A 15492-nucleotide genomic window follows, 5' to 3' on the forward strand; every position below is an offset into this window, starting at 1 on the left:
GCGCATAGGAGAGCACACATGTCCGCCATCACCGACAAAGCCAGTCAGCTCGACGAACTGCTGCAGACCGCAGTTCAGGACGACAAGGAAAGCGGCGTATTCCGCTGCCGCCGCGATATCTTCACCAACACCGATCTGTTCGATCTCGAGATGAAGCACATCTTCGAGAGCAACTGGGTGTACCTCGCGCACGAAAGCCAGATCCCCAACAACAACGATTACTACACGACGTGGATCGGCCGCCAGCCCGTGGTCGTCACGCGCGACAAGACCGGCGAACTGCATGCGGTCATCAACGCCTGCGCACACAAGGGCGCGATGCTGTGCCGCCGCAAGCATGGCAACAAGGGCAGCTTCACGTGCCCGTTCCATGGCTGGACGTTCTCCAATACCGGCAAGCTGCTGAAGGTGAAGGACGAGAAGACCACCGAATATCCGATTCAGTTCAACACGCACGGCTCGCATGATCTGCGCAAGGTGCCGCGCTTCCAGAACTATCGCGGCTTCCTGTTCGGCAGCCTCAATGCGGATTCGATGCCGCTCGAAGAGTATCTCGGCGAGACGAAGGTGATCATCGATCAGATCGTCGATCAGGCGCCGGATGGCCTCGAAGTGTTGCGCGGCAACTCCTCGTATGTCTACGACGGCAACTGGAAGATGCAGATGGAGAACGGCTGCGACGGCTATCACGTCAGCACCGTGCACTGGAACTACGCCGCGACGATGGGCCGCCGCAAGGTCGAAGGCACCAAGGCCGTCGATGCGAACAGCTGGAGCAAGTCGGTCGCGGGCGTGTATGGCTTCGATCATGGCCACATCCTGTTGTGGACCAAGACGATGAATCCGGAAGTGCGACCGGTGTATCAGCATCGCGAAGAGATCAAGGCGCGCGTCGGCGAGGTGCAGGCGGATTACATCGTCAATCAGACGCGCAACCTGTGTCTCTATCCGAACGTGTTCCTGATGGATCAGTTCAGCACGCAGATTCGCGTGGTGCGCCCGTTGAGCGTCGACAAGACCGAAGTCAGCATCTTCTGCTTCGCGCCGAAGGGTGAAAGCGCCGAGGATCGCGCGACGCGCATTCGCCAGTACGAAGACTTCTTCAATGTCACGGGCATGGGAACGAGCGACGACCTCGAAGAGTTCCGCGCGTGCCAGTCGGGTTATGCCGGCATCACCGCGATGTGGAACGACCTTTCGCGCGGCGCGCCGTTGTGGGTGCATGGCGCGGATGACAACGCAAAGAACATGGGCATCAAGCCGCTCATTTCCGGCGAGCGCAGCGAAGACGAAGGTCTCTTCGTCGTGCAGCATGAATACTGGGTGAACGTGATGCGCGACGCCCTCAAGAAGGAACAAGGGGAGGCACTGGCATGAGCTTCGATTACCAGAAAATCTGCGCGACGCTGTACCGCGAAGCGCGCCTGCTCGATGACCGTCAATGGGACGAGTGGCTCGGCTGCTATGCGGAAGACGTCACGTACTGGATGCCCGCATGGGACGACGACGATCAAATCACCGACGATCACGAAAGCCAGATCTCGTTGATGTATTACCCGGATCGCGGCGGCCTGGAAGATCGCGTGTTCCGCATCAAGACCGAGCGCAGCGGCGCTTCGATGCCCGAGCCGCGCACGAGCCACAACGTCACCAACGTGGAAGTGCTGGCCGAGCGTGAGAACGAAGTCGATGTGCGCTACAACTTCGACACGCTCAGCCATCGGTACAAGATCACCGACCATTTCTTCGGCACGATGTTCGTGACGCTGCGAAAGGTCGACGACATTCTGCTGATCTCGCACAAGAAGATTGTGCTGAAGAACGATTACATCCGTCAGGTGCTCGACGTCTACCACGTCTGATACCCACGGTGATGAGACAGGAAGTAGGAGGCAACATGTCCAGCTATAACATTGCACTGAATTTCGAAGACGGCGTGACGCGATTCGTCGAATGCAAGGCAGGCGAGAAGGTTCTCGATGCCGCGTTCCGCGCCAAGATCAATCTGCCGATGGATTGCTCCGACGGCGTGTGCGGCACCTGCAAATGCCGCGCTGAAAGCGGCAGCTACGATCTCGGCGATGACTACATCGAAGACGCGCTGAGCGACGACGAGAAGGAAGGCGGCCTCGTGCTCACGTGCCAGATGGTTCCGTCGAGCGATTGCGTGATCGCGGTGCCGGCGTCTTCCACCGCGTGCAAGACCGCGCAAAGCAAGTTCGCCGCGACGGTCACGAAGGTCGAGCAGCATAACGACGCTGCCGTCGTGCTCGAACTGGACGTGGATGCCGCCACGACCGCGCCGGTGTTCCTGCCGGGCCAGTACGTGAATATCGACGTGCCCGGCAGCGGTCAGCATCGGTCGTATTCGTTCTCGTCGGCGCCCGGCGAAACGAAGATCAGCTTTCTCATCAAGAAGATTCCCGGCGGCGTGATGAGCACGTGGCTCGAATCCGCGCAGGCAGGCAGCGCGGTCGAACTGACCGGCCCGCTCGGCAGCTTCTATCTGCGCGCGGTCGAGCGGCCGTTGTTGTTCCTCGCGGGCGGCACGGGTCTCGCGCCGTTCCTCTCGATGCTGGAGGTGCTCGCGCGTGCGAACTCGCAGCAGAAGATTCACCTGATCTACGGCGTGACCCGCGATCTCGATCTCGTGCAGGTCGAAGCGATCGATGCCTATTCGGCGAAGCTGCCGAACTTCACGTTCAGCACGGTCGTCGCCGATGCGGATTCGGCTCATCCGCGCAAGGGCTGGGTCACGCAGCACATGCCCGCGGAATCGTTGAACGATGGCGATGTCGACGTGTATCTGTGCGGGCCGCCTCCGATGGTCGATGCAGTGCGCAAGCACTTCGACGACAACGGCGTGAAGCCCAACAGCTTCCACTACGAGAAGTTCACTCCCAACGTCGCACCGGTGGCCGCATGAGCACGCAACGATTTGCCGGCAAGGTGATGGTCGTCACAGGCGCGGCACAGGGCATCGGGCGCGGCGTGGCGCTGCGTGCGGCGGCCGAGGGCGCGAAGGTGTTGCTGGTCGATCGCGCCGACTTCGTCGAAGAGGTCGCCGCCGAAGCGGAAGGCGCGGAGACGGCAGGCTTCGTCGCTGATCTGGAGACGTATGAAGGCGCGGCATCGGCGCTGGCGTTTGCGGTGCGCAAGTTTGGCGGCATCGACATTCTGGTGAATGGTGTCGGCGGCGCGATTCGCATGCGTCCGTATGCCGAGTTCGAGCCCGCGCAGATCGACGCCGAAATTCGCCGCTCGCTGATGCCCACGCTGTACGCGTGCCATGCGGTGCTGCCGCATCTGATCGCGCGCGGCGGTGGGACCATCGTCAATGTGTCATCGAATGCCACGCGCGGCATCCGGCGCGTGCCGTATTCGGCCGCGAAAGGCGGCGTGAACGCGATGACGCAATCATTGGCGATGGAATACGCGGAGCACAACATTCGCGTCGTCGCAGCGGCGCCGGGCGGAACCGAGGCGCCTCCGCGACGCGTGCCGCGCAATGCAGCCGGCGATAGCGAGCAGGAAAAGATGTGGATGGGCGAAGCGGTGAAGCAGGTCAGGGAATCGACCTTTTTCAAGCGCTACGGCACGCTCGACGAGCAAATCGCGCCGATCCTTTTCCTCGCTTCGGACGAGGCGAGTTATATCACCGGCGCGGTGTTGCCCGTGGCTGGCGGTGACAACGGCTGATTCGGCGGAGACGCAATTCATGAGTGAACGCAAAGCTATCGTCCCTGCGGGAATGGAAGCCGTGTACGAGAAGATTCGCTACGCGCCCGCGGTCAAGGCCGGCAATACGATTTACGTGTCCGGGCAGATAGGCCGCGATTCGGCCATGCAACTCGTCGAGGATCGCGAGGCGCAGATCGTGCAGGCCTTCGAGAATCTCAAGCTCGTGCTGGAAGAGGCGGGCGCATCGTTGAGCGATGTGGTCGACGTGACCACGTTTCACACCGACATGCGCGACCTGTCCTTGTTCATGCAGGTGCGCGACCGTTATCTGACGACACATCCGCTGCCGGCATGGACGGCCATCGGCGCGCACATGCTCGGCGGCGCGGCGGGTTATATCGTCGAAATCAAGGCTGTGGCCGTGCTGGCTTAGCCAGAGAACCGATTCATCCACGACAAGAACTACAAAGAAAGACTTCATCGCAGTCCGTCAACGCAGAAAGACCCGCGACCCTGCTGCCTTTCGAAGGCAGCAGGCTGGGACGCGCTTCGCCCATCGAAGCCGTCGAATCGATAAAAAACAAAATCGCGGAAGTAAATCGAGTCCTATATCAAGGAGACACCATGCGCCACATAGACATTCAAAAGTTATGCGACGACGCCAGATTCAGGAAGTTTCATCTGCTGCTGCTTTGCTGGTGCGCGCTCATTATCATTTTCGATGGTTATGATCTCGCGGTCGTCGGGATCGCGCTTCCGTCGATCATGAAAGACATGGGCATTCAGCCGACGAGCGCCGGATTCATGGTGAGCTCCGCCTTGCTCGGCATGATGATCGGCGCGGTTTTCCTCGGCACCATCGCCGATAGAATCGGCCGCGTGCCCGCGATCGTGATCTGCCTTCTGCTCTTCAGCGTATTCACCGCCGCAGCGGGATTCACCCGCGATCCGGTGACATTCGGCATCGCGCGATTTCTCGCGGGATTGGGCATCGGCGGCGTCATGCCGAACGTCGTGGCGCAGATGACCGAGTATTCCCCGCGCAAGATCCGCAGCACGATGGTCACCGTGATGTTCAGCGGCTACTCTGTCGGCGGCATGCTGGCGGCGCTGGTCGGCAAAGCGATGATCGAGCGTTACGGCTGGCAATCCGTGTTCATCGCGGCGGGCTTGCCTGCGCTGCTCGCGCCCGTGATCCTGAAGTTCATGCCCGAATCGCTGGCGTTTCTCGTGCGAACGGGCCGCTCGGACAGTCTGAAGAAGATTCTTCCGCGCGTCGATCCTGCTTACGTGCCGCAACAGGCCGATAGTTTCTCTCTGTTCGAACGTGAAGCCGCGCCCGGTTCGACGATCAAGCGACTGTTCGCGGAAGGCCGCGGTGTGAGCACCGTCATGCTGTGGATCGCGTTCTTCATGTGCCTCTTCATGGTCTACGCATTGAGTTCCTGGCTGACGAAGCTCATGGCGAGCGCCGGACATAGCCTCGGCTCCGCGCTCACCTTCGTTCTCGTGCTGAACTTCGGTGCGATGATCGGCGCGATCGGCGGCGGATGGCTCGCCGACCGCTTCAACATCAAGCACGTCCTGATCGTCATGTATGCGCTCGCGGCCATTTCGATCAGCCTGTTGGGCGTCAAGGTGCCGGTGGGCGTGCTGTTCTTCCTCGTCGGGCTGGCGGGCGCGTCGACGATCGGCACGCAGATCGTCACGTATGCGTTCGCGGGACAGTACTATCCGACGGCCATTCGATCGACGGGCATCGGCTGGGCGTCGGGCGTGGGGCGCAGCGGTGCGATTCTCGCGCCCATCGTGATCGGCTTTCTCGTGAGCAAGGCCTTGCCGCTTCAGCAGAACTTCGTCGCCATCGCCATTCCGGGTGTCATCGCGATGCTGGCGGTCTGCCTGATCGATTCGCGCCGGCCCCGGCCGGACCGCATCGCTCCCGTCGCCGCGGAAGCCGATCCGGCGTAGACCATGTTATGAGACCGCGCCCCGCATTCATTCCTTCGGCGTTTCAGGCCGCGGGGCGCGTTTCGGCTGCTCGGGGGCGCCGCGTTGTGTCGGCGCTCTCGTACATGCGTCCGGTGGCGTGACATAGGGCACGTCGTTGCAGCAGCACGCATAGACCGGAAAGCCGTATGCGTTCGTGCGGATGATGGTTGTCGGCCCGTGCAGCGGGCACACCGCTTTCATGACGCCTCCTGAACCGTATTGCTCAAACGTTTCTATCGTACACGCCGTTTTGCCGCTCGGCCGGACGATCGCCGAGAGTCTGCAGACTGCTTCGCAACAGGAACGACACCAGTTCCGCCTGGCGATGCGTGTCGGTTTTCGAAAGCACCCGCTTGAGATAGCTGCGCGCAGTGCCGATTCCAATGTTCATCTGCCTGGCGGCTTGCCGCAGATCGGCGCCCTGAACGAGCCCGGCCGCGAGCGCGGCTTCGCGGTGCGTGAATCCGAACGTCGAGCTCAGGGACGGAGCATCGATTGCGGGCGGACGATCCGGTTCCATGATGAAGACGATCGTTCGCGCGCTCGCAACATCCATCGATGACCGATAGGGCGGACCCACGGGTATGACGCGCGCGATGAGCGGGCTGCGCGGCGGATCGCGGTGAATCAGGCATTTCCACGCCGATGAAGCGAGCGTCGCCGATTCCGGCGCGTCGTGTCGTGCGCCACCGAAGCGTGTCGCCGATGCGATCGCATCGGCGAGGTTCTTCGCGTCGTCGGGGCGAATCGCCGATAGCCGGTGCGCTTCCAGCAGCAGGCCATCGCGTGACCTTGCCAATGCTTCGGCGCAAGGATTCGCGAGAACCGGACGCATCTTTTCATCGAGGAACACGACACCGACACTCAGTCGCTCGATCGCTTCGAACGCGGCCGATGCGCGCCCTTCCGAGTCCGCGATGCGTTGCCAGACTTTCAACGCAGTGACGAGATGCGAACCGATGAGATTCGTCGCGCGAACATCTTCTGCAGTAAAGTCAGCCGAACCCAAGTTACGCGCGATCGCCAGAAGTATTCGATGGTCCGGCCCGCGCAGGAGCGGTGCGACGATGCCATAGAACCCGCCCGCCGGACGCACCGCGATGTTATACAGGTCCGATTTCCTGAACTCGTCATCCGATATGGCGGATGTCTGGCGCAATGCGGTGCCTGTCGGAATAGCTTCGATCCAGTCGGGAAGTCGGTGCTCGAGTTCTTGCCGAAGACGAATCACGTCATCCGCGCGAAAGCCGCTGGAAATAGCGAGATTCGGTCCGCTCGAAGCGGCCGCGTGCAATATCGCCTTGTGCGCGCAGCCCGCTTGCGCCACCGAAGCTATCGCGCCCGGCCAGTTCTCCGGGTCCAGTGTTGCCTCGTAGATATGCTGGATCGCCCGATGAATTGCATCGACTCGGTGCATGCCGCCTCCCGCCATGAGTCTTCGCGCTTTTCACTTTCCGGATGTGTGAGCCGTTTAAGTAAGCTCGACGAAAAGTATATGTAAATTTCCGGCGATGTTCCTCCCAAATGGGAGTATCGAATCCCGCGCGAAAGACGGACACTCAATGGTCATACGAAGACGTCCTTAACAACCGCGCGGCTGATCGCACGTTCGTAAGAAAGCATTCTTCGACGAAAAGCGGGGCATGGCCTCGCGAATTCGCATGGTCGCGAACATCAAGAAGAATTTCGTGTGGAGGTCGGCGATGAAAAGCAGCACGCGCATATCCCGTTCTTTGGCGCTTGCGGTAACGGCAATGGCGATGGTCGCATTACCTTCGGCCGGCTCGGCGCAGACGCTGCCCAAGCAGGGCAACATCGAGGCGACTTATGTCGCGACAGGCGCGGACGTTCGAGAGATCGGCGCGGGCGGCGAAGACGCGGTCTATCTTTTCGAATCCACGCTGCTGATGACGAACGACAGCAAGGCGCCGTTGATGCATAACGTCACGGCGCGCTGTGTCGAAGCCGGTTTCAGCGCGGGCACGACGAACGGCTACTGCGTGTACACCGACAAGGACGGCGACAAGTTCGTCGAGTCGTTCAGTTATCGCGGCGGATCGACGACGGGCAAGGGCTCGCTCACCGCGGGCACGGGCAAATACAAGGGCATCGAAGGCAAATTCGACTGGCAGCAAGTGCAGGTCCTGCCCGCGGACAAGGGCACCTACAGCTATGTAGGCAAGAAAAGCGGCAGCTACCGCATTCCTTAGCCTTCAGTGCGACATCAGCACGGGCACGGTCATCGACGCGAGGAAGGTGCGCGTCACGCCGCCGAGCACGAGTTCGCGCCAGCGCGCATGGCCGTATCCGCCCATCACGATGAGATCGGCGCCGATATCGGCGGCGCGTGACAACAACGCGTCGCCGGCCGATGCGTCGGTGCCCGCCGTGCCAGACGCGACTTCCACTTTCACGCCATGCCGCGCGATGCACGCGGCGATGTCGGCGCCCGCGATGCGTTCGCCGTCCGGCGTGCCACCGGTGCCGTGGGTGTCGATGGTGACGATGGTCGCGCAGAGGCACGACTTCAGGAACGGCAACGCGTCGTGGACCGCGCGCGCGGCTTCGCGGCCGGCGTCCCACGCGATCATCGGATACTGTCCCGGCGAGGGAAAGAAGCCCGTGTAGGGAACGAGGAGCACTGGCGTTCCCGCCGACAGAACGACGTTCTCGCGAAACTGATCGCCGATATACGACTCGGGATCGCCCGGATCGTCCTGCCCCGCGACCACGAGATCAGCGCATCGCGCATGGCGCGACACGGCGCGGTCCGGCTGCTCGTTCGGAGCGATCCATTGGCCCGTCACGCCGGCACGCTTCAACTCCGCGTGGAACAGCCGCTCGATGGCCCCCGATTGTTCGCGGCGCATGGCCGCCTGCACTTCGTAGTAACCGGCGCTGCCGGCCATGACGTTGAACGCGCGGGCGTTGGGCTGAAACACCGCATAGAGGCCGATCAGATGCGCGTCGAAACGCTTCGCGAGCTGCAGCGCGGTTTCCAGACGCGGATGGGCGCGCACGCTCGAATCGAGATGCACGAGAATCGTCTTGTAGCTCATGGCGTGGCTCCGCGAGTCCGCTGAAAGTAGCTGGTCTCCGAGTCTATGGAGACCGCGCGCCATGCGCTTGACTCAGATCAACGGAACCGCCTTTGCGCGCCGACGCGGATGCGGTTGACCCAGGTCAATCGCAGCGTCATCCCCCGGCGATAGAGTGGGCACGTCCGATCCACCTCACGCGTCAAGCAGGGAGCTCGCAGATGAAGGCACTCGTCTATCACGGTCCGGGGAACAAGTCGCTCGACGAGCGGCCGCAGCCGACGCTCGCCGCCGCCACCGATGCGATCGTTCGCGTGACGCGCACGACCATTTGCGGCACCGATCTGCACATCCTCAAAGGCGACGTGCCGACCTGCGAGCCAGGCCGCGTGCTGGGGCACGAAGGCGTGGGCATCGTCGAGCAGGCGGGCGCGGCGGTGTCGGCGTTCAAGCCGGGCGATCACGTGCTGATCTCGTGCATCTCCTCGTGCGGAAAATGCGACGCGTGCCGGCGCGGCATGTATTCGCATTGCGCGACGGGCGGCTGGATACTCGGCAACAAGATCGACGGCACGCAAGCGGAATATGTCCGCATTCCCCACGCCGATACGAGCCTGTATCCGATCCCGGCGGGCGTCGAGGAAGAGGCGCTCGTCATGCTGTCGGACATTCTTCCGACCGGCTTCGAGTGCGGCGTGCTGAACGGCAAGGTACAGCCCGGCAGCACGGTGGCGATCGTCGGCGCGGGGCCGATCGGTCTTGCTGCCTTGCTCACCGCGCAGTTCTATGCGCCGGCGCAGATCATCATGATCGACCGCGACAAACATCGGCTCGAGGTGGCGAACACCTTCGGCGCGAGCGCATGCATCGATATCGCGAGCACGGAGCCGGTCGGCGAGATCATGCGTCTCACCGAAGGCGCGGGCGTCGATTGCGCGGTGGAAGCGGTCGGCGTGCCGTCGTCCTTCGAATTGTGCGAGGAGATCATCGCGGCGGGCGGGACCATCGCGAACGTGGGCGTGCATGGCGTGAAGGCGGATCTGCATCTCGAGAAGCTCTGGGACCGCAACATCACGATCACCACGCGCCTCGTCGATACCGTCAGCACGCCGATGCTGCTCAAGACCGTGCGCGCGGGCCGGTTGCAGCCGACGAAGCTCATCACGCACCGCTTCACGCTCGATCAGGTGCTCGATGCCTATGAAACCTTCGGCCACGCGGCGGAAACGAATGCGCTGAAGGTCATTATCGAAGTGGCCTGATCATGGAAAGCACGCACCAATCGAAAACGCTCGTGGTGTGCTACTCGCGCACCGGCAGGACACGCGCACTGGGCGCCGCGCTGGCCGCGCGGCTTCATGCCGATTTCGAAGAGATCACCGAGCCGCTCGATCGCGGCGGCGCGGCCGGCTTCCTGCGTTCGCTTGCGCAAACGGTGTTCGGCTGCGATGTGCGCGTCGGGGCTGCGCTGAAGGATGTCGCGGCGTACGATGTGGTCGTGATCGGCACGCCGGTGTGGGCCGGGACGCTCAGCGCGCCCGTGCGCGCCTGGCTTGCCGCGAACCGGCGCAAGCTGCGGCACGTGGCCTTCTTCTGCACGCAGAGCATGCGCCGCGAGACGAACGCGCTGCGCGACATGGCGAGACTCACGGGCAAGCAGCCGGTCGCGCGCTGCGCGATCGCCGGTCATCCGCGCGCAGCGGACGAGGACCGGCTCGTCGAAGGCTTCGTGGAGCGCATCGAACGCAAGCTCGTGCGCATCGACAATCTCAAGTGGGCGGCTTGAACGCGCAGCCGCGCAAGCAGGCGACATCATGTACCGCAATATCTTCGTGGCTCTCGACGGCAGCGACTGCGCGCAACGCGCGCTCGACGAAGCGCTGCGCATCGGCGCGGGTGCAAGGGTGCGCGTCGTGCTCGTGCTCGACACGACCGCGCTTTCGTCATTCCCGGTGAGCTATCGCGCGAGCATGGCCGAGGAGGGACGGCGCACGCTCGATTCCGCGCGCGCACGCCTGACCGAAGCCGGCATCGAGTGCGAAACGGAACTGGCGGAGACCCGCAACGTGACCGATTCGGTCGCGCAATGCCTGCAGCGCCGCGCGGCGGACATGCCCGCCGATCTCGTCGTGATGGGCACGCATGGCCGCACCGGATTGAAGCGGCTCGCGCTCGGCAGCGTTGCGGAGGTGTTCGTCAGGCGCTCAGTGTGTCCGGTGCTGCTCACGCGCGCGTCGAAAGACGTGTAAGCAGGTATGTGAAAACCACATTGATCTGGATCAAGGCGGCCTCATGATCGATCGCAGACACTGAAGGGATATCTTTTTCGCGTCGCCCCTTGAGCGAGGTACCGGCATGAACATCACGTTTTTGAGTCAGGCGCCCGTCTATCAGGGCGACGCGCCTTCGCTCACGTTCGCCGCCGTCGCGGACGGCGAGCACGTCGAGTGCACCATTTCCGCCGAGGCGCTCGAAGATCACTTCGGCGCCGCGTCATGGCGGGAGGAAGACCTGCAGCGCGCATTCGAGAGCCATCGGTCTTCGATCCAGGGGGCCGCCGAACAGTTGCTGAGCCGCGTCGGTGCCACCTCGGTCACGCTGCGCAGCGGCTTCTTCCGCTTCCGCGAAGCGCGCGGTCAGACTTCTTCGAGCCGGGCCTGATCGAGAATCCGCACGTCCTTGCCGCGCGCGTCGATCACGCCGGCCTTCTGCAGCTTCGAGAACATGCGGCTGACGGTTTCGATCTTCAGCCCGAGAAAGCTGCCGATTTCCTCGCGCGTCATGCGCAGGACGAACTCCGCGCGCGAATAGCCGCGCGCCTTCATGCGCGTCGAGAGATTCAGCAGGAAGGCCGCGACGCGCTGTTCCGCCGTCATCGTGCCGAGCAGCATCATCAGGTTCGATTCGCGCACGATCTCGCTGCTCATCAGACGATGCACATGATGCTGGATCGTCTTGACCTCGCGGCACAGCAGTTCGAGCAGATCGAAAGGAATGATGCAGACGACGCTGTCTTCCAGCGCGATGGCATCGCATGTGTGATGGTCGGCGCTCACGCCGTCGAACCCGAGCGCGTCGCCCGCCAGATGAAAACCCGTGACCTGCTCGTTGCCTTCGCGATGCATGATGACGGTCTTGAAGCAGCCGCTGCGCACGGCGTAGAGGCTGCGGAACGTATCGCCGCAGCGATACAGCGCTTCGCCGCGCCGCACGGTGCGCGTCGTGCAGATGAGCGCGTCGAGGCGCTCGTAATCGACGGTCGACAGGCCCGAGGGCATGCAGACTCGCTGCATCGAGCACGTCGAGCAGCGGGTGCGGGAATTGTCAGCGGGAACGACGAACATGCTGCGCCTCCTGTAGGGACAGATTCGCGCAGACGGAACGTGCTTCGGATCAGGAAGCCCGAAGCATCGATGCGCGGCCACGGATTCCATGCACTGCATTATTGGCCGCGCCATCTCGAAAATATATCGTCGATGGCGGATCGTGCTGTAGGCGTTCGCGAAGTCGTGTAGGGAAAGCCTTACACGCGTCCCCGCGAGGTCAGCCGCTTTCGTCCTCGAAGAGCCTGTGGCGCACCGCATAGCGCACGAGCGCGGCTTCGTGCGGCATCTGCATCTTCTCCAGGACGCGCGCCTTGTACGTGCTGATGGTCTTCGCGCTCACGCACAGCGCCTCGCCGATATCGCTGATGGACTCGCCCGCGCACAGCCGCCGGAACACCTCGAACTCGCGGTTCGACAGGCGCTGATGCGGCAGCGCCTCCGCGGGCTCGGTCAGGCTCTGCGCGAAGCGCTCGGCCATCGCGAGGCTCACGTAGGCGCCGCCCGCGGCCACCTTCGTGACCGCCGCGACCAGCTCCGCGCTCGCGCTCTCCTTGGTGAGATAGCCCGATGCGCCGGCCTTGAACGCGCGCGCGGCGTATTGCTGCTCCGCATGCATGGTGAGCACGAGAATGCGCAGCGCGGGCTTCTCGTCCTTGATCTGCTTGAGCAGGTCGAGGCCGCTGCGCCCCGGCATCGACAGGTCGAGCACGAGTACGTCGGCGTCGGTCGAGCGTGCGAGCGCGAGCGTGCTCGGCCCGTCGCTGGCTTCGCCGGCGATTTCGAAGCCGCTCGCGTTGCCGAGAATATGGCGCAGACCGTCGCGCACGAGCGCGTGGTCATCGGCAATCAGCACGTGGATCGTCATGGATGCGATTCCGCGCGTCAGCCGTTCGCTTCGCGCTGCTCCGCTTCGCGGCCCGGCACCAGCAGCACCGGACAGCGCGACAGACGCACGAAGCTCTCCGCGACGCTGCCGAGCACGAGACGCCGCCATCCTCGCCGCCCGTGCGTGCCCATGACGATGAGGTCGGCGCGGAAATCGTCGGCGCAATGGCGGATGCGCTGCGCGATGTCGTCGCCGACATAGTCGACTTCGCAGACCCGCGGCGTGCCTTTCACGCCCGCTTGCGCCATGCGTTCGGCGGTCATCGCCGAGATCCGCCGGCCTTCTTCGAGCAGGGCATCGCGCAGGTTGGGATAGAACGCGCTCGTCGCATCGTAGGACACCGGCTGCATGTCGACGACATAGAGCGGCTGGAGCTCGGCGCCGCTCGCGCTCGCGATCTTCAGCGCTTCATCGAAGGCCTGCATGGCGGTCGGGCTGCCGTCGATGGGCAAGAGAATGCGGTTGTACATGACGACCTCGTGATTCGATGTGACGAGACGGCGCGGGCCTGCGTTCGAGTCTACGGAGACATCGTCCGGCGCTGTTGACTCAAATCAAGGGAATATCGGCGGCGATGCGAAAGCCCTGGCCGGGCGCGCTGTGAAACTCGATGACGCCGCCGAGCTGGCGCACGCGCTCGCTCATGCCAAGCAGGCCGAAAGCGCCGATGCCGCGCGGCTGGGCGAGGTCGGCGCCGCGACCGTCGTCCTCGACGGACAAGCGGCAGCGCGAGCGCGCGCAGATGATCTCGATGCGTACCTCGCTCGCGCGCGCATGACGCACGACATTGGTGAGGGCTTCCTGCACGAGCCGGAAAACCGACGTGGACGCGATGGTGTCGAAGCCGGTTTCCTCGCCTTCGATATGCAGATGAATGTCGAGATCGTAGCGCCGGCGAAAGTCGCAGACGAGCCAGTCGATCGCGGCGAAGAGGCCGAGATCGTCGAGCACGGGCGGGCGCAGGCCGGCCGCGATGCGCCGCACCGAAGCGATGATCGTGTCGATCTGTTCGAGCGATTGCTGTTTGACGCGCACGCCTTGCGCGGAGGTGTCGAGGATCGACAACTGCATTTTCAGCGCGGCGAGCTGCTGGCCGAGATCGTCGTGCAGTTCCCGCGCGATCGAAGCGCGTTCGTTTTCGAGCGCGGTCTGCACGTGCGCGGACAACTCGCGGGCGCGTTGCAGTTCCGCGAGACGCAGCCGGTCGGTCATGTCGCGCGTGACCTTGGCGAAGCCGATCAGATTGCCATGCGCATCGCGCAGCGCGGTGACGACGACGTTCGCCCAGAAGCGCGTCGAATCCTTGCGAATGCGCCAGCCCTCGTCTTCGATGCGTCCGTCGCGCGCCGCCGTCGTCAGCTCGATTTCGGGCTTGCCCGCCGCGATATCGTCAGGCGGATAGAAGACGGAAAAATGACGGCCGACGATCTCATGCGCGGCATAACCCTTGATTCGCCGCGCGCCGTTGTTCCAGGTCGCGACGTTGCCGTGCGCGTCGAGCAGGAAGATCGCGTAGTCCTGGACCGTGTCCACCAGAAGGCGGAAAGCCGCGTCCGTTTGCAGTGAAGGCGCGAGCGGTGTGCCTTCGTTATCCGGTTCGGAATCGCAGGAGTTCGTCATCGTTGCAATGGGCAAGCGCGCATGCAACGCACGACGCGTCGCGTTTTATTGCGCGGTCAGCTGAAAAGGCGGCAAGGGCATTTCGTCGCCGTCGAGGAAGGCGGTGGCGCACCGGACTGCGAAACCGAGCGCGCCGTCCTTGCTGGCGAATGCGCCCAGATTGCCCAGCGAGGTCGCGTGACCGTCCTCTTCGAGAATCGAAGCCGTCGCGACGAATGCTTTGCCCTTGCGTGTGACGGAGGGCTGAAAGGCCGCTCCCCGATGATAGATGATCATAGGTTTTTCTCGTCGAAATGATCGAAGGCGCGAGCGGCGTGCGTGCCGCCGCGCGCCCGGGATGGAGCGTGCTAGGAGTATGCGCGGCAGAAATCTGATGTCATCCGGCCGAGCCGGGTAAGCGTTGTTAGGAGATGCCAATAAGCTATCTTCCCTACGAGCCGCAGCAGCAGATGTTGCTGCCCCACGCGCTGCAAGACTGGCTGCCTGAAGGGCACCTGGCCTATTACATCAGCGACACGGTGGATTCGCTCGACCTGTCAAGCTTCCATGCGCGGTATGCGGGCGGCGGCCCGCGCAATCAACCCTTTCATCCGGCGATGATGGTGAAGGTGCTCGTCTACGGCTATGCGACCGGGGTGTTCTCGTCGCGCAAGCTGGCCAGGAAGCTGCATGAAGATGTCGCGTTCCGGGTCCTCGCCGCGGGCAACTATCCGGCGCATCGCACGCTTTGCGACTTTCGCGCCTTTCACTTGAAGGAACTGTCGGACCTGTTTGTGCAAGTGGTGAAGCTGGCCAAGGAATGCGGACTGGTCAAGCTCGGGACGATTGCCGTTGACGGCACGAAGATCAAGGCCAATGCGTCGCGTCATAAGGCGATGAGTTACGAGCGGATGAAGAAAGCCGAGCTGGAACTCAAAGAACAGATCGATGCGCTGCTGGCCAAGGCGAA

19 protein-coding genes are annotated in these 15492 nt (G+C 63.2%); 12 read left to right on the top strand and 7 right to left on the bottom strand.

All coding sequences use genetic code 11. The features are described 5' to 3' along the window. Positions 1-18 precede the first annotated feature (18 nt). The 6 genes from AWB78_RS30985 (at position 19) to AWB78_RS31010 (ending at position 5652) form a co-directional block, all read left to right on the top strand. On the top strand, positions 19-1377 hold the full coding sequence (locus AWB78_RS30985) for a Rieske 2Fe-2S domain-containing protein (protein ID WP_062610445.1): 1359 nt from the start codon (positions 19-21) through the stop codon (positions 1375-1377). Further along, positions 1374-1862, top strand: a complete 489-nt coding sequence (gene benB / locus AWB78_RS30990) for a benzoate 1,2-dioxygenase small subunit (protein ID WP_062610446.1) — start codon at positions 1374-1376, stop codon at positions 1860-1862. The genes AWB78_RS30985 and benB overlap by 4 nt, the downstream gene beginning before the upstream one ends. 35 nt (positions 1863-1897) lie before the next feature. Continuing rightward, positions 1898-2926, top strand: a complete 1029-nt coding sequence (benC, locus tag AWB78_RS30995; protein ID WP_062610447.1) for a benzoate 1,2-dioxygenase electron transfer component BenC — start codon at positions 1898-1900, stop codon at positions 2924-2926. Then, positions 2923-3699 (top strand): benzoate diol dehydrogenase BenD, encoded by a 777-nt coding sequence (gene benD / locus AWB78_RS31000; protein WP_062610448.1) that lies wholly within the window; start codon positions 2923-2925, stop codon positions 3697-3699. The genes benC and benD overlap by 4 nt, the downstream gene beginning before the upstream one ends. A gap of 19 nt (positions 3700-3718) precedes the next feature. Next, entirely contained in the window at positions 3719-4114 is a 396-nt protein-coding gene (locus AWB78_RS31005; RefSeq protein ID WP_062610449.1) for a RidA family protein, read from the top strand. Between the two features lie 191 nt (positions 4115-4305). Beyond that, the gene (locus tag AWB78_RS31010) at positions 4306-5652 is read left to right on the top strand and encodes an MFS transporter (RefSeq protein WP_062610450.1); all 1347 of its coding nucleotides are present in this window, start codon (positions 4306-4308) and stop codon (positions 5650-5652) included. 244 nt (positions 5653-5896) lie between these two features. Here the strand turns inward: AWB78_RS31010 and AWB78_RS31015 are convergent, their stop codons facing one another. Next, positions 5897-7090 (bottom strand): helix-turn-helix transcriptional regulator, encoded by a 1194-nt coding sequence (locus AWB78_RS31015; protein WP_063959054.1) that lies wholly within the window; start codon positions 7088-7090, stop codon positions 5897-5899. 343 nt (positions 7091-7433) lie between these two features. On the opposite strand from AWB78_RS31015, the gene AWB78_RS31020 reads away from it, so the two are divergent. Beyond that, complete coding sequence (locus AWB78_RS31020) at positions 7434-7883, top strand: hypothetical protein (protein WP_232477949.1); 450 nt, start codon at positions 7434-7436, stop codon at positions 7881-7883. Positions 7884-7886: 3 nt separating this feature from the next. Here the strand turns inward: AWB78_RS31020 and AWB78_RS31025 are convergent, their stop codons facing one another. Continuing rightward, positions 7887-8732, bottom strand: a complete 846-nt coding sequence (locus AWB78_RS31025; RefSeq protein WP_062610452.1) for a universal stress protein — start codon at positions 8730-8732, stop codon at positions 7887-7889. A 200-nt stretch (positions 8733-8932) separates the two neighbouring features. Between AWB78_RS31025 and AWB78_RS31030 the strand changes: the two genes are divergently transcribed. The 4 genes from AWB78_RS31030 (at position 8933) to AWB78_RS31045 (ending at position 11372) form a co-directional block, all read left to right on the top strand. Next, positions 8933-9973 carry a zinc-dependent alcohol dehydrogenase family protein gene (locus tag AWB78_RS31030; RefSeq protein WP_062610453.1) on the top strand — a complete coding sequence of 347 codons (1041 nt, stop codon included), beginning with the start codon at positions 8933-8935 and terminating at the stop codon, positions 9971-9973. Positions 9974-9975: 2 nt separating this feature from the next. Further along, positions 9976-10497 carry a flavodoxin family protein gene (locus AWB78_RS31035; RefSeq protein WP_062610454.1) on the top strand — a complete coding sequence of 174 codons (522 nt, stop codon included), beginning with the start codon at positions 9976-9978 and terminating at the stop codon, positions 10495-10497. Between the two features lie 28 nt (positions 10498-10525). Next, a complete protein-coding gene (locus AWB78_RS31040; RefSeq protein WP_062610455.1) occupies positions 10526-10960 on the top strand; it encodes a universal stress protein in 435 nt (144 codons plus the stop codon). 106 nt (positions 10961-11066) lie between these two features. Next, positions 11067-11372, top strand: coding sequence for a DUF1488 family protein (locus tag AWB78_RS31045; RefSeq protein WP_062610456.1), 306 nt, complete (start codon positions 11067-11069; stop codon positions 11370-11372). Here AWB78_RS31045 and fnr read toward each other — a convergent pair. The 5 genes from fnr to AWB78_RS31070 all read right to left on the bottom strand — a co-directional run bounded on the left by fnr (position 11348) and on the right by AWB78_RS31070 (position 14819). Beyond that, positions 11348-12055: a fumarate/nitrate reduction transcriptional regulator Fnr gene (fnr, locus tag AWB78_RS31050; protein ID WP_062610457.1), complete on the bottom strand. Its 708-nt coding sequence runs from the start codon at positions 12053-12055 to the stop codon at positions 11348-11350. The two genes, AWB78_RS31045 and fnr, sit on opposite strands and share 25 nt — an antisense overlap. Before the next feature lie 199 nt (positions 12056-12254). Then, on the bottom strand, positions 12255-12902 hold the full coding sequence (locus AWB78_RS31055; RefSeq protein ID WP_062610458.1) for a response regulator: 648 nt from the start codon (positions 12900-12902) through the stop codon (positions 12255-12257). Between the two features lie 17 nt (positions 12903-12919). Further along, positions 12920-13393 carry a universal stress protein gene (locus tag AWB78_RS31060; protein WP_062610459.1) on the bottom strand — a complete coding sequence of 158 codons (474 nt, stop codon included), beginning with the start codon at positions 13391-13393 and terminating at the stop codon, positions 12920-12922. A 79-nt stretch (positions 13394-13472) separates the two neighbouring features. Continuing rightward, the gene (locus AWB78_RS31065) at positions 13473-14543 is read right to left on the bottom strand and encodes a PAS domain-containing sensor histidine kinase (RefSeq protein ID WP_062610467.1); all 1071 of its coding nucleotides are present in this window, start codon (positions 14541-14543) and stop codon (positions 13473-13475) included. Positions 14544-14588: 45 nt separating this feature from the next. Further along, a complete protein-coding gene (locus AWB78_RS31070; RefSeq protein ID WP_062610460.1) occupies positions 14589-14819 on the bottom strand; it encodes a hypothetical protein in 231 nt (76 codons plus the stop codon). Between the two features lie 134 nt (positions 14820-14953). On the opposite strand from AWB78_RS31070, the gene AWB78_RS31075 reads away from it, so the two are divergent. After that, positions 14954-15492 (top strand): transposase (locus tag AWB78_RS31075; protein ID WP_198399358.1); only part of this gene is annotated, 539 nt, incomplete at its 3' end.

The organism is Caballeronia calidae, assembly GCF_900044055.2.
Lineage (GTDB): Bacteria > Pseudomonadota > Gammaproteobacteria > Burkholderiales > Burkholderiaceae > Caballeronia > Caballeronia calidae.